Here is a 13,331-nt window from a genome sequence, read left to right on the forward strand (position 1 = left end):
CGGTGGGGCTCAGGTGTCCGTCCCCTGGGGCTTCGCCCCAGACCCTGGCGGGGCTCTGCCCCTGCGCCCCGGCGGGGCTCCGCCCCGGGTGCTTTGCTCGCCCGCCCGGCTCGGTGGGGCTCAGGTGTCCGTCCCCTGGGGCTTCGCCCCAGACCCTGGCGGGGCTCTGCCCCTGCGCCCCGGCGGGGCTCCGCCCCGGGTGCTTTGTCTGCCCGCCTGCCCGGCTCGGTGGGGCTCAGGTGTCCGTTCCCTGGGGCTTCGCCCCAGTCCCCGGCGGGGCTCCGCCCCTGCACCCCAGCGGGGCTCTGCCCCTGCACCCCGCCGGGGCTCCTCCCCTTTCGCCCCAGCGTCCCGCCCCACCCAGGCGGCCGCCCTGCGGCCCCGGCTGAGACGTTCCCCAGCGGCCCAGCGGCCCAGCGGCCCAGCGGCCCAGCGGCCCAGCCGTCCAGCCGTCCAGTGGCCCAGCCGTCCAGCGGCCCCGGCTGGGATGCGCCCCCTGCCCCTGCACCCACACCCCCACCGGGCTACTCGACACCTCCCCCCGCCCTCGTGCCCCCCTCCGCCCCACGGTCCCGCCCCCCGGATGCCCGGCCGTGTCCCGTAACAAGAACACCCGTAACAAGAACATGGGAAGGGCCCCGAACCTCACGGTTCGGGGCCCTTCCCATGCGGCGGCCGCAGCGGAGCGCTACGGCTGGGCCGCCCGTGCCTCGCGGCGGTTGTCGCGGAAGTTGTTCACTCGGCGGGCCGTGGCGAACAGGGGAATCACCGCGCCCATGACCAGTTGCAGGGCGCAACCGGTCTGGAGGAGGAGCTGGCCGCTCGGGGCGTCGAAGGCCCAGGCTGCCAGGAGGCCCATGGACAGGACGATCCAGGACAGCATGGCCACCGCCAGGCGGCCCCTCGGCTTCGGGTACTCCACGCGGCTCACCATCAGCCACGCGGTGCCGAGGATGGCCAGCAGCGTGGCCACGAAGGGCAGCTCGAGGAGGACGATCGAGACCACCGTCAACGCGCCGAAGGGGGAGGGCATGCCCTGGAACATGCCGTCCTTCAGCGTCACGCAGGAGAATCTCGCGAGCCGGAGGACCACCGCCAGCAGCACCACGATCGCGCCGAGGGCCGCCACCCTCTGGTGGGCGTCGTCCGCGACCATGCCGTAGACGAGGACGAAGTACGCCGGGGCCAGGCCGAAGCTGATCAGGTCGGAGAGGTTGTCCAGCTCCGCGCCCATGGGGGAGGAGCGCAGCTTCCTCGCGACCAGGCCGTCGAACAGGTCGAAGACCGCCGCGCACAGCATCAGGATGACCGCCGTGGCGGCGCTGTGCCGGGCCATGCCCGCCGACTCGTCGTTGCCGGTCAGGTGCGGGATCAGGATGCCGGTGGTGGTGAAGTACACCGCCATGAAGCCGCAGGTCGCGTTGCCCAGGGTGAGGGTGTCCGCTATCGACAGGCGCAACGAGAGGGGCATCTCCTCCTCTTCGTCCACCTCGTCCGCCTCCGGCACCCAGCCGGCCTGGGTCTCGGGATCAATCACGGTCAATGCGAGTCACCCCAGCCACGGTCTTCTGGCCGACCTCGACCGCGACGTCCACACCCTCGGGCAGGTACAGGTCGACGCGCGAACCGAAACGGATCAGACCGATCCGCTCGCCCTGCTCGACCTTGGTGCCGGACGGGATGTAGGGGACGATGCGGCGGGCCACCGCGCCGGCGATCTGGACCATCTCGATGTCGCCGAGCTCGGTGTCGAAGTGCCAGACGACCCGCTCGTTGTTCTCGCTCTCCTTGTTGAAAGCCGGAACGAACCCGCCGGGGACGTGCTCGACCGAGGTGACCGTGCCGGAGAGCGGGGCGCGGTTGACATGGACGTTCAGCGGGCTCATGAAGATCGCGACGCGGGTGCGGCCGTCCTTCCACGGCATGATGCTCTGCACCACACCGTCGGCGGGCGAGATGACCCGGCCCTGGGCGATCTCGCGCTCGGGGTCGCGGAAGAACCACAGCATCCCCGCCGCCAGCGCGGTGGCGGGAACGGCTACGGCCTTGGCTGCACCCGAGCGGCGGGCGCGGAGAAGGCTGACGGCTGCGGTGGCGACGGTCGGAAGAAGCCACGGCGATGCTCCGCGCGCAAGGCGTACGCCGGCCAGGCTGTCACGATGTGCAGAGGTTTGGCTGTGGGGCATGGATGACCTTCGTAGCGGATGATGCCGCGCTTTCGACGGGGGACGGCGGCTTTCCGCGATCGTAGCGGTTAAGGGCCACAACTGGGTAAGTCGAGCTGCCGAGTCGGCAGCCGAACACCGCTGACGGGGTGTGATCTTCTTCTCGAAGAAAACACCCCGTAGCCGGACATTCAGCCCTGGAACCGATACTCTTCGAGCAGCCTGCGGCCGATGATCATTTTCTGGATCTCGGCGGTGCCTTCACCGATGAGCAGCATGGGTGCCTCACGGTACAGGCGCTCGATCTCGTACTCCTTGGAGAAGCCGTAGCCGCCGTGGATGCGGAAGGCGTCCTCCACGACCTCCTTGCAGTACTCGGAGGCCAGGTACTTCGCCATGCCGGCCTCGAGGTCATTGCGCTCGCCCGAGTCCTTCTTGCGGGCCGCGTTCACCATCATGGCATGGGCGGCCTCGACCTTGGTGGCCATCTCCGCCAGCTTGAACTGGATGGCCTGGTGCTGGGCGATCGGTTTGCCGAAGGTGTGGCGCTGCTGGGCGTAGGCCACGCCGAGCTCGAAGGCGCGCTGGGCGACGCCGCAGCCCCGGGCCGCCACGTTCACGCGGCCGACCTCGACGCCGTCCATCATCTGGTAGAAGCCGCGGCCGGTGACGCCGCCGAGCACCCGGTCGGCCGGGACGCGCAGCCCGTCCATGATCAGCTCGGTGGTGTCGACGCCCTTGTAGCCCATCTTGTCGATCTTGCCGGGGATGGTCAGTCCGGGGCGGACCTCGCCGAAGCCGGGCTCCTTCTCCACCAGGAAGGTCGTCATGGACTTGTGGGGCGCGGTGCCCTCGGGGTGGCCCTCGTCACTTCTGACCAGGACCGCCACGAGTGACGACGTACCGCCGTTCGTCAGCCACATCTTCTGGCCGGTCAGGACGTACTCGTCGCCGTCCTTCACCGCCTTCGACGTGATCGCCGACACGTCGGAGCCCAGGCCCGGCTCCGACATCGAGAAGGCGCCGCGGATGTCGCCGGCCGCCATTCGGGGCAGGAAGTGGTCCTTCTGCTCCCGCGTGCCGTGCTGCTTGAGCATGTACGCGACGATGAAGTGCGTGTTGATGATGCCGGACACCGACATCCAGCCGCGGGCGATCTCCTCCACGCACAGCGCGTACGTCAGCAGCGACTCGCCCAGGCCTCCGTACTCCTCGGGGATCATCAGGCCGAACAGGCCCAGTTCCCTGAGGCCGTCCACGATCGCTTGCGGGTACTCGTCGCGGTGCTCCAGCTCGGTCGCGACCGGGATGATCTCCTTGTCGACAAAGTCACGGACGGTGGAGACGATCTCCTGCTGCACGTCCGTCAGACCGGCGGTCTGGGCGAGTCGGGCCATGGCCTACTTCTCCGTCTTTTCCGAAGGGACGTTCGGCTCCGGGCGGCCCGGCTGTTCGCCGCCGCGCTCCTTGGTGTACGTCTCGGTCGGCACCATCACCTTGCGCCGGAAGGTGCACACCAGCGTGCCGTCCTGCTTGTAGCCCCTGGTCTCGACGTGGACGATGCCGCGGTCGCTCTTCGACGCCGACGGCCGCTTGTCGAGCACGGTCGTCTCGCCGTAGATCGTGTCGCCGTGGAAGGTCGGCGCCACGTGCCTGAGCGACTCGATCTCCAGGTTGGCGATCGCCTTGCCGGAGACGTCCGGGACGGACATGCCGAGCAGGAGGGAGTAGATGTAGTTGCCCACGACGACGTTCTTGCCGAAGTCGGTCGTCGTCTCGGCGTAGTTGGCGTCCATGTGGAGCGGGTGGTGATTCATGGTCAGGAGGCAGAACAGGTGGTCGTCGTACTCCGTGACCGTCTTGCCCGGCCAGTGCTTGTAGACCGCCCCGACCTCGAACTCCTCGAAAGTTCGTCCGAACTGCATGCCGCTCAGCCCTCCGGGATCTCGAACGTGCTGGTGCGCCGCATGCCCGCCGCGCGGCCCTTGCCCGCGACGACCAGCGCCATCTTGCGGCTGGCCTCGTCGATCATCTCGTCGCCGAGCATCGCCGAGCCCTTCTTGCCGCCCGCCTCGGACGTGCAGTACTCGTACGCGTCCAGGATCAGCTCCGCGTGGTCGTAGTCCTCCTGGGACGGCGAGAAGACCTCGTTCGCGGCCTCCACCTGGCCGGGGTGCAGCACCCACTTGCCGTCGAAGCCGAGGGCGGCGGCCCGCCCCGCCACCTCCCGGAAGCCGTCGACGTTGCGGATCTGAAGGTAGGGGCCGTCGATCGCCTGGAGGTCGTTGGCGCGCGCGGCCATCAGGATCTTCATCAGGATGTAGTGGTAGGCGTCCGCCGGGTAGCCGGGCGGCTGCTCGCCCACGACGAGCGACTTCATGTTGATCGACGCCATGAAGTCGGCGGGGCCGAAGACGATCGTCTCGACGCGCTCGGAGGCCTGCGCGATCTCGTTGACGTTGTTCAGGCCCCGCGCGTTCTCGATCTGCGCCTCGATGCCGATGCGGCCCACCTCGAAGCCCATGGTCTTCTCGATCTGCGTCAGCAGCAGGTCGAGCGCCACGACCTGCTGGGCGTCCTGCACCTTCGGCAGCATGATGCAGTCCAGGTTCTGGCCCGCGCCCTCGACCACCGTCACGACGTCCCGGTACGTCCACTCGGTCGTCCAGTCGTTGACCCGGACCACCCTGGTCTTGCCCGTCCAGTCGCCCTCGTTGAGGAACTTGACGATGGTGTGCCGCGCCTCCGGCTTGGCCAGCGGCGCGCACGCGTCCTCCAGGTCCAGGAACACCTGGTCGGCGGGCAGGCCCTGCGCCTTCTCCAGGAAACGGGGGTTGGAGCCCGGTACGGCCAGGCAGGAGCGCCGCGGACGCAGGCGGTCGACCTGGGGAGCGGGGCTGGTCATGCGGGGACCTCCAAGGGGTCGAGCTTGTTGGCTTTCCTGATCTCGTCGACGATACGGCCGATGATCCCGGTGATGTCGAAGTCCTTCGGGGTGAAGACCGCGGCCACTCCCGCGGCCCTGAGCTGCTCGGCGTCACCGTTCGGAATGATCCCGCCGGCGATCACCGGGATGTCGGCCGCGCCGGCCTCGCGCAGCCGCTCCAGCACGTCCGGCACCAGCTGGGCGTGCGAGCCGGACAGGATGGACAGGCCGACCGCGTGCACGTCCTCGGCGAGGGCCGCGTCCACGATCTGCTCGGGGGTGAGCCGGATGCCCTGGTAGACCACCTCGAACCCGGCGTCGCGGGCCCGTACGGCGATCTGCTCGGCGCCGTTGGAGTGTCCGTCCAGGCCCGGCTTGCCGACCAGGAAGCGCAGCTTGCCGACGCCGAGGTCTCGGGCGGTGGCGTCCACCTTGCGCCGCACCTCCGACAGGGCCGAGCCCTCCTCGGCGGTCACGGCCACCGGAGCGGAGGACACCCCGGTCGGCGCCCGGAACTCGCCGAACACCTCGCGCAGGGCCCCGGCCCACTCGCCGGTCGTGACACCCGAGCGGGCGCACTCCAGCGTGGCCTCCATGAGGTTGCCGGCGCCCTTGGCCGCCTCCTTCAGCCGCTCCAGCGCCTTGCAGGGGCGCGGGTGGTTGAACGGCGGCTGGTAGCGGGTGTCGCGCCAGTGCCGGAGCGAGTCGGTCACGCGGGCCTCGACCGCCGGGTCGACCGTCTGGATCGCGGTGTCCAGATCGGCGGTGAGCGGGTTCGGCTCGGTGCCCTCGAATATGTTGACGCCGACGATCTTCTCCCGGCCCGACTCGATCCGGGCCCGGCGCTCGGCGTGCGAGGCGACCAGCTGCGACTTCAGGTAACCGGACTCCACGGCGGCCATCGCGCCGCCCAGCTCCTGGATGTGCTCGATCTCGGCGAGGACCGTCTCGACCAGCTCCGCCACCTTCGCCTCGATCACCTTCGAGCCCTCGAAGATGTCCTCGTACTCCAGCAGGTCGGACTCGTACGCCAGCACCTGCTGGATGCGCAGTGACCACTGCTGGTCCCAGGGCCGGGGCAGGCCGAGGGCCTCGTTCCAGGCCGGCAGCTGCACGGCACGCGCGCGTGCGTCCTTGGAGAGGGTGACGGCCAGCATCTCCAGGACGATCCGCTGGACGTTGTTCTCCGGCTGCGCCTCGGTCAGGCCGAGGGAGTTGACCTGGACGCCGTAGCGGAAGCGGCGGTGCCTGGGGTCCTCGATGCCGTACCGCTCGCGGGTGATCCGGTCCCAGACGCGGCCGAACGCCCGCATTTTGCACATCTCCTCGACGAAGCGGACGCCCGCGTTCACGAAGAAGGAGATGCGGCCGACGACATCGCCCATGCGCTCCCGCGGCACCTGGCCGCTGTCGCGCACCGCGTCCAGGACGGCGATCGCGGTGGACATCGCGTACGCGATCTCCTGCACCGGCGTGGCGCCGGCTTCCTGGAGGTGGTAGCTGCAGATGTTGATCGGGTTCCACTTGGGCATGTGGGAGACCGTGTACGCGATCATGTCCGTGGTGAGCCGGAGGCTCGGGCCCGGCGGGAAGACATGGGTGCCGCGGGACAGGTACTCCTTGACGATGTCGTTCTGGGTCGTGCCCTGGAGCTTGGTGATGTCCGCGCCCTGCTCCTCCGCGACGACCTGGTAGAGCGCCAGCAGCCACATGGCCGTGGCGTTGATCGTCATCGAGGTGTTCGTCTGCTCCAGGGGGATGTCCTGGAACAGCCGGCGCATGTCGCCGAGGTGCGCGACCGGCACGCCGACCCGGCCGACCTCGCCGCGGGCGAGGACGTGGTCGGCGTCGTAGCCGGTCTGCGTCGGCAGGTCGAACGCCACCGACAGACCGGTCTGGCCCTTGGCGAGGTTGCGCCGGTACAGCTCGTTGGAGGCCTCGGCCGTGGAGTGGCCGGCGTAGGTGCGCATGAGCCACGGCCGGTCTCTGTCCGCGTGCGCCCGCGGTGTCTGACGCTCACTCATGTGCGCCTCTCAGATGTTCCGGAAGCGGTTGATGGCGTCGATGTGCCGGGCGCGCATCTCCTCGTCGCGCACGCCCAGGCCCTCCTCGGGCGCCAGGCACAGCACGCCGACCTTGCCCTGGTGCAGGTTGCGGTGCACGTCGTACGCCGCCTGCCCGGTGTCCTCCAGGGAGTAGACCCGGGACAGCGTCGGGTGGATCTTGCCCTTGGCGATCAGGCGGTTGGCCTCCCAGGCCTCGCGGTAGTTGGCGAAGTGGGAGCCGATGATGCGCTTCAGGGACATCCACAGGTAGCGGTTGTCGTACTCGTGGGTGTAGCCCGAGGTGGAGGCGCAGGTGACGATGGTCCCGCCCTTGCGGGTGACGTACACGCTCGCGCCGAAGGTCTCGCGGCCGGGGTGCTCGAAGACGATGTCGACGTCCTCGCCGCCAGTGAGTTCGCGGATGCGCTTGCCGAAGCGCTTCCACTCCTTGGGGTCCTGGGTGTGCTCGTCCTTCCAGAACCTGTAGTTCTCGGCGGTGCGGTCGATGATCGCCTCGGCGCCCATGGCGCGGCAGATGTCCGCCTTCTGGTCGCTGGAGACGACGCAGACGGGGGTCGCGCCGCCGGCGAGGGCGAACTGCGTGGCGTAGCTGCCGAGTCCGCCGCTCGCGCCCCAGATGAGCACGTTGTCGCCCTGCTTCATGCCGGCGCCGTTGCGGGAGACCAGCTGGCGGTAGGCGGTGGAGTTGACCAGGCCGGGGGCGGCGGCCTCCTCCCAGCTCAGATGGCCGGGCTTGGGCATCAGCTGGTTGGACTTGACGAGCGCGATCTCGGCGAGGCCGCCGAAGTTGGTCTCGAAGCCCCAGATGCGCTGCTCCGGGTCGAGCATCGTGTCGTTGTGGCCGTCGCTCGACTCCAGTTCGACGGACAGGCAGTGCGCGACGACCTCGTCACCGGGCTGCCAGGCGTTGACGCCGGGGCCGGTGCGCAGGACGACGCCGGCCAGGTCGGAGCCGATGATGTGGTACGGCAGGTCGTGCCGCTTGGCCAGCTCGTTGGTGCGGCCGTATCGCTCCAGGAAGCCGAACGTCGACAGCGGCTCGAAGATCGAGGTCCACACCGAGTTGTAGTTGACCGAGGAGGCCATGACAGCCACCAGGGCCTCGCCCGGGCCGAGCTCGGGCAGCGGCACCTCGTCCAGGTGCAGGGACTTGCGCGGGTCCTTGTCGCGGGTGGAGAGCCCGTCGAACATCTCCGTCTCGTCCTTGTGCACGGTGATCGCGCGGTACGACTCGGGCAGTGGCATGGCGGCGAAGTCGGCGGGCGTGGAGTCCGGCGACTGGATCGCGTCCAGGATGTCCTTCACGGTCACGGTGTTGCCTCCGGCGTCGAGCGCCCTGAGGGAGGGGCGCTGAGGGTTACGTCGGTGCTGCTGAGGGGCGGTGAGGGGGGCCGTCGGTCCGGCCGGGTGCCGTCGGTTCGGCGGGTGGGGCTTCGGCAGCGCTTTGTGGCGCGGGAGGTTGCCTGTGACGCAGGCGTCCGGGCGTGCGAGCCGCCATCGGCTTGCTGGGACAGCCGGCGTGCGTGCGGTTCTCCGCGCGCCGGCCGCCCGGACACCTTCAACGTATGACACCGCGTGTCACCGTGCAAGGCACTGAGTGCCAGAATTCTCGCTCAGACGAAAACTTTACGCAACAAATGAGCGATGATCGATCGAATGGCGGCGCCGAGACGGGTGAAAAGGGGCTCCGACATGCAAAAACGGCCACCCCGTGGGGTGGCCGTCGGTGACGTGGCACTCGTGGCCGCGAGGCGGTACGCGGCTCTCGCGGTCGTGAGGCGGTACGCGGCTCTCTCGTGGCCGCGAGGCTCTTCAGCGCTCTTTCAGCGCCTCCTCGATGGTGCGCATGACCTCTTCCAGCGGGGCGTCGGTGCGGGCGACCGCCACCAGCACCTCGCCCTGCTGGGACGCCGTCGCCGAGGGCGCGGCGCCGGACGCGGGCGCCGCGGCGCGGCCGGCCCCGATCCCGGTGCCGAACGTCTTGCGCACGATCGCGAAGGCGTGGTCGAGCTGCGCCTCCACGTCTCCCTGGCCGTCGGCCCGCAGCCAGCGCCGCAGCACGTGGTTGTGCGCGGTGACCACGGCCGAGGCGGCGACCTCCGCGAGCAGCGGGTCGTCGTTGGCGTCGTCGGCGTGCACGCGCTCGTCGAAGTGGCCCAGCAGATAACGCGTGAACAGGCGCTCGTAGCGGGCCACCGAGGCGATCTCCGCCTCGCGCAGCGTGGGCACCTCGCGGGTCAGCCTGTAGCGGGCGACCGAGATCTCCGGCTGCGCCGCGTACATCTTCATGACTTCCTTGATGCCCCGGCACACCGTGTCGAGCGGGTGCTCGTGCGCGGGGGCCGCGTTGAGGACCGCCTCGGCGCGGATCAGGGTGTCGTCGTGGTCGGGGAAGATGGCCTCTTCCTTGGAACGGAAGTGCCGGAAGAAGGTGCGGCGGGCGACCCCGGCCGCCGCGGCGATCTCGTCGACCGTGGTCGCCTCGTACCCCTTGGTCGCGAACAGCTCCATCGCGGCGGCCGCCAGCTCCCGGCGCATCTTGAGCCGTTGGGCGGCCGCGCGGGAGCCGGCGGCGCTCTCCGGCGCGTCGGGCGTGGCGGGTGTACGTGTGGACTTGGCGGGCTGGGGCATGACCCGAACGTACTGCATCCGCGCAGCCCGGCGCGCACGTCCCCGGGTTCCTCCGTCCTCGGTGGGCGGGGGAGCGGCCGCCGGTTCCAGCAGGCCGCCCCACTCCCGCCCGTCCGCGAACCGGTCGACGGGCCGGTCAGCGCCGGGCATGTTCGCGGAAGCCGCGGCCGGTCTTGCGGCCGAGGCAGCCCGCGGCCACCAGATGCTCCAGGAGCGGTGCCGGGGCCAGGCCCGGGTCGCGGAACTCGCGGTGCAGGACCTTCTCGATGGCCAGCGAGACGTCCAGGCCGACGACGTCGAGCAGTTCGAACGGGCCCATGGGGTAGCCACCGCCGAGCTTCATCGCCGCGTCGATGTCGTCCAGGGACGCGTAGTGCTCCTGCACCATCTTGACCGCGTTGTTGAGGTACGGGAACAGCAGGGCGTTGACGATGAAGCCCGCGCGGTCCCCGCAGTCGACGGCGTGCTTCTTGATCCTGACGCAGACCTCGCGGACCGTCGCGTGGACGTCGTCCTCCGTCAGCACCGTGCGGACGACCTCGACCAGCTTCATCGCGGGCGCCGGGTTGAAGAAGTGCATGCCGATCACCTCGTGCGGGCGCGAGGTGGCGCGGGCGCAGGCGACCACGGGAAGCGAGGAGGTGGTGGTGGCCAGGATCGCGCCCGGCTTGCAGACCTTGTCCAGCGCCGCGAACAGCTGCTGCTTGACCGGCAGGTCCTCGGCGACGGCCTCGACGGCGAGGTCCACCTCCGCGAAGCCGTCGAGGGTGCCGGTCGCCGTGATCCGGTCCAGGGTCTGGGCGGCGGCCTCGGCGGTCAGCCGGCCCTTGTCGACAGAGCGTGAAAGCGACTTGCCGATACGGGCCTTGGCGGCCTGCGCCTTCTCCGCGCTGCGGGCGGCCAGCACGACCTCGTACCCGGCCTTCGCGAACACCTCGGCGATGCCGGAGGCCATGGTGCCCGAGCCGGCGACGCCGACGGAGCGCACGGGGCGGCCGGGGGCGAGGACGTCACCGGCCGGCGGGGTCAGCGCGTCCCGCACGACGGTGCCGCTGCCCGGGGCCTCGTAGGTGTAGAAGCCGCGGCCCGCCTTGCGGCCTGTCAGACCGGCCTCGCTGAGCTGCTTCAGGATCGGCGCCGGGGCGTGCAGCCGGTCGCGCGACTCGGCGTACATGGCCTCCAGGACCGTGCGCGCGGTGTCGACGCCGATCAGGTCGAGCAGCGCCAGCGGGCCCATCGGCAGTCCGCAGCCGAGCCGCATCGCGGCGTCGATGTCCTCGCGGGTGGCGTACCTCCCCTCGTACATCGCCGCGGCCTGGTTGAGGTAGCCGAACAGCAGCCCGTCGGCGACGAATCCGGGCCGGTCGCCGACCGCGACGGGCTCCTTGCCCAGTTCCAGGGCGAGGTCGGTGACCGCCTCGACGGCCTGCGGGGCGGTCAGCACCGAGGAGACGATCTCGACCAGCCTCATGGCCTGCGCGGGGTTGAAGAAGTGCAGGCCGAGCACCCGCTCCGGGTGGGCCGAGTCGGCGGCCAGGCGGGTCACCGACAGGGCGTTGGTGCCGGTGGCCAGGATCGCCCCCGGCCGCACGATGCCGTCCAGTTCCCGGAGGATCTGCTGCTTGGTCTCGTACGACTCCGGCGCCACCTCGATGACCAGGTCGGCGTCGGCCGCCGCGGCCAGGTCGGTGGAGGTGCGCACGCGGGCGAGCGCGTCCGTGCGCTCCCGGTCGGTCAGGCGCCCGCGTTCGACGGCGCGGGCGGTGGAGTTCTCCAGGGCGGCGACGCACCTGGCGGCCGCCGCCTCGCTGATGTCGATGCCGACGATCTCGCGGCCGGCGCGGGCCAGGACCTCGGTGATGCCGGTGCCCATGGTGCCGAGGCCGACGACGGCGATCGTCTTCAGCGGGGACAGGGAGATGTCGGAGAGGGGAGTGGCCATCGCGGGACTCCAGGAATGAGAGTGACGACTGGGAACGCGCCCCGGATGCGCCGACGGGCGCAGCGGGTGCGGAAGGAAGGGGTTGCGGGTGCTGCCGGGCCGAATGCGCACACGCCCGGTGCCATTCGCCGCGGGCGCCTGTGCGCCCGGCAGCCGGCGGAGCCGACCGGCTCTGTCCCGAAGCCGGGTCGTACTGCGGTACTCGGGGTACCGAACCGACAACACTCGCGGTGGCTGCGTCACCAGGCCACTGCGAGAGGGTGCGAGAGGGTGTCTCGCTCGTATGAGCTTAACCGGTGGGTAACGAGCGCGCCACCCCCCTGAGTCTCCTCGAGTTTGTGATGTACGTCCCGCGTGGCGGGCCACGATCCTAGGCTGGCCTTCGTGGACGAAGAGTTGCGATCGCTCACGGAGCGCATACGGCAGGAGACGGGCGGATCGGCGGCGTACGAGCATCTGGTGGCCACCCGGGACCCGGGCGAGCTGGCCGAGGTGCTCACGGCGCCCGGGCAGCCCCTGTGGGCCCGGGAGCTGGCCGCGTTCCGCCTCGGCCTCGCGGGGGACCGGCGGGCCTTCGAGTCCCTGGTGCTGCTGCTGAACCACCGCGACCCGCCGCGCTGCGTCGGTGCCGCGTACGCGCTGGCCCGGCTCGGCGATCCCCGTACCGCCCGCGCCGCGGCGGCCCTGGCCACCAACGAGCTGCGGGTCGCCTACGCGCTGCATCCGGTACGGCTGCTGGTGGAGCTGCGGGCCCCCGAGTCCGTGCCCGCCCTGATCACCACACTGGAACGCCGGCTCCGCCCCGACGACCCCTACCGCCGGGTGGCACTGGCCTGTGTGGAGGGCCTGGGCACGCTGGGCGACGCCCGGGCCCGCCCCGTCCTCACCGAGGCCCTCGCTCATCCGGCCCTGGCACAGGCGGCGGCCGACGCCCTGGCCCGCATCCCGAAGTCCGGGTGAGCGGCCGGGACCCGCGGGAGCACGCGGACGGCTCCGGCGGCCGCACGTGGGCCCCGACGGCCGGGCCCGCCCGCGCGTTGACACCTCACCCGGGTCACTCGGGCGGTGCGACGGGAACACCTCAGCCGGAAAGGCGACGCGAACACCTCACTCGGGCAGTACGGCGAACGCCTCGACCTCCATCAGGAACTCGGGGCGGACCAGGGCCGCGACCTGGACGGCCGAGGAGGCGGGCAGGCGGTCGTCGGCCAGGTGGGCCGTGCGGGCGGCGCGGATCGCCGGGAGGTGGGCCGTGTCCGTGAGGAAGTAGGTGAACTTGACGACGTTGTCGAAGGTCGCGCCGGCGGCGGCCAGGCAGCGGCGGAGGTTCTCGAAGATCTGCCGGGCCTGCGCGTCCGGGTCGCCCTCGCCCACGAGCTCGCCGTTCTCGTCCAGGGCGACCTGGCCGGAGATCGCGACGAAACGGCCGGTGCCCATGACGACATGGGAGTAGTGCGCGGCGGGGGCGACCCCGTCGGGGGCGGGAATCCTGGTTGGCTCGCTCATGCGTCCATGGTGGACCATGCGTCCGGCAACCACGAACCGGTCACCGCCCCCGACGGACCGTCAGACCGCTTGCGGCGGCCCGGCGTAGCCGGTTC

Annotated in this window: 11 protein-coding genes; 1 reads left to right on the plus strand and 10 read right to left on the minus strand. The window is 70.7% G+C overall.

Going from position 1 to position 13,331, the window contains the following annotated elements:
* Positions 1-688: 688 nt before the first annotated feature.
* The 9 genes from pssA to ACIQMV_RS10835 form a co-directional block, all read right to left on the minus strand.
* On the minus strand, positions 689-1,507 hold the full coding sequence (gene pssA, locus ACIQMV_RS10795; RefSeq protein WP_100566767.1) for a CDP-diacylglycerol--serine O-phosphatidyltransferase: 819 nt from the start codon (positions 1,505-1,507) through the stop codon (positions 689-691).
* 22 nt (positions 1,508-1,529) lie between these two features.
* Positions 1,530-2,186 carry a phosphatidylserine decarboxylase gene (locus ACIQMV_RS10800; RefSeq protein ID WP_141356812.1) on the minus strand — a complete coding sequence of 219 codons (657 nt, stop codon included), beginning with the start codon at positions 2,184-2,186 and terminating at the stop codon, positions 1,530-1,532.
* A gap of 170 nt (positions 2,187-2,356) precedes the next feature.
* Entirely contained in the window at positions 2,357-3,562 is a 1,206-nt protein-coding gene (locus ACIQMV_RS10805) for an acyl-CoA dehydrogenase family protein (RefSeq protein WP_401770810.1), read from the minus strand.
* 3 nt (positions 3,563-3,565) lie between these two features.
* Complete coding sequence (locus ACIQMV_RS10810) at positions 3,566-4,090, minus strand: MaoC family dehydratase (protein WP_402592366.1); 525 nt, start codon at positions 4,088-4,090, stop codon at positions 3,566-3,568.
* Between the two features lie 5 nt (positions 4,091-4,095).
* Complete coding sequence (locus tag ACIQMV_RS10815; protein ID WP_141356805.1) at positions 4,096-5,070, minus strand: CoA ester lyase; 975 nt, start codon at positions 5,068-5,070, stop codon at positions 4,096-4,098.
* Positions 5,067-7,115, minus strand: coding sequence for a protein meaA (locus ACIQMV_RS10820; protein WP_402592367.1), 2,049 nt, complete (start codon positions 7,113-7,115; stop codon positions 5,067-5,069). Before ACIQMV_RS10820 ends, ACIQMV_RS10815 begins: the two co-directional genes overlap by 4 nt.
* A gap of 9 nt (positions 7,116-7,124) precedes the next feature.
* Positions 7,125-8,462, minus strand: coding sequence for a crotonyl-CoA carboxylase/reductase (gene ccrA / locus ACIQMV_RS10825; protein ID WP_402592468.1), 1,338 nt, complete (start codon positions 8,460-8,462; stop codon positions 7,125-7,127).
* 507 nt (positions 8,463-8,969) lie between these two features.
* Positions 8,970-9,788, minus strand: coding sequence for a TetR family transcriptional regulator (locus ACIQMV_RS10830; RefSeq protein WP_402592368.1), 819 nt, complete (start codon positions 9,786-9,788; stop codon positions 8,970-8,972).
* 136 nt (positions 9,789-9,924) lie between these two features.
* Positions 9,925-11,730 (minus strand): 3-hydroxyacyl-CoA dehydrogenase family protein, encoded by a 1,806-nt coding sequence (locus ACIQMV_RS10835; RefSeq protein WP_402592369.1) that lies wholly within the window; start codon positions 11,728-11,730, stop codon positions 9,925-9,927.
* 384 nt (positions 11,731-12,114) lie between these two features.
* On the opposite strand from ACIQMV_RS10835, the gene ACIQMV_RS10840 reads away from it, so the two are divergent.
* Positions 12,115-12,690 (plus strand): adenylosuccinate lyase, encoded by a 576-nt coding sequence (locus ACIQMV_RS10840; protein ID WP_402592370.1) that lies wholly within the window; start codon positions 12,115-12,117, stop codon positions 12,688-12,690.
* Positions 12,691-12,837: 147 nt separating this feature from the next.
* Here ACIQMV_RS10840 and ACIQMV_RS10845 read toward each other — a convergent pair whose 3' ends face one another.
* Positions 12,838-13,236: a RidA family protein gene (locus ACIQMV_RS10845; RefSeq protein WP_376407351.1), complete on the minus strand. Its 399-nt coding sequence runs from the start codon at positions 13,234-13,236 to the stop codon at positions 12,838-12,840.
* Between the last annotated feature and the right edge of the window lie 95 nt (positions 13,237-13,331).

Source organism: Streptomyces sp. NPDC091412 (genome assembly GCF_044756885.1).
In the GTDB taxonomy this organism is placed as follows: Bacteria; Actinomycetota; Actinomycetes; order Streptomycetales; family Streptomycetaceae; genus Streptomyces.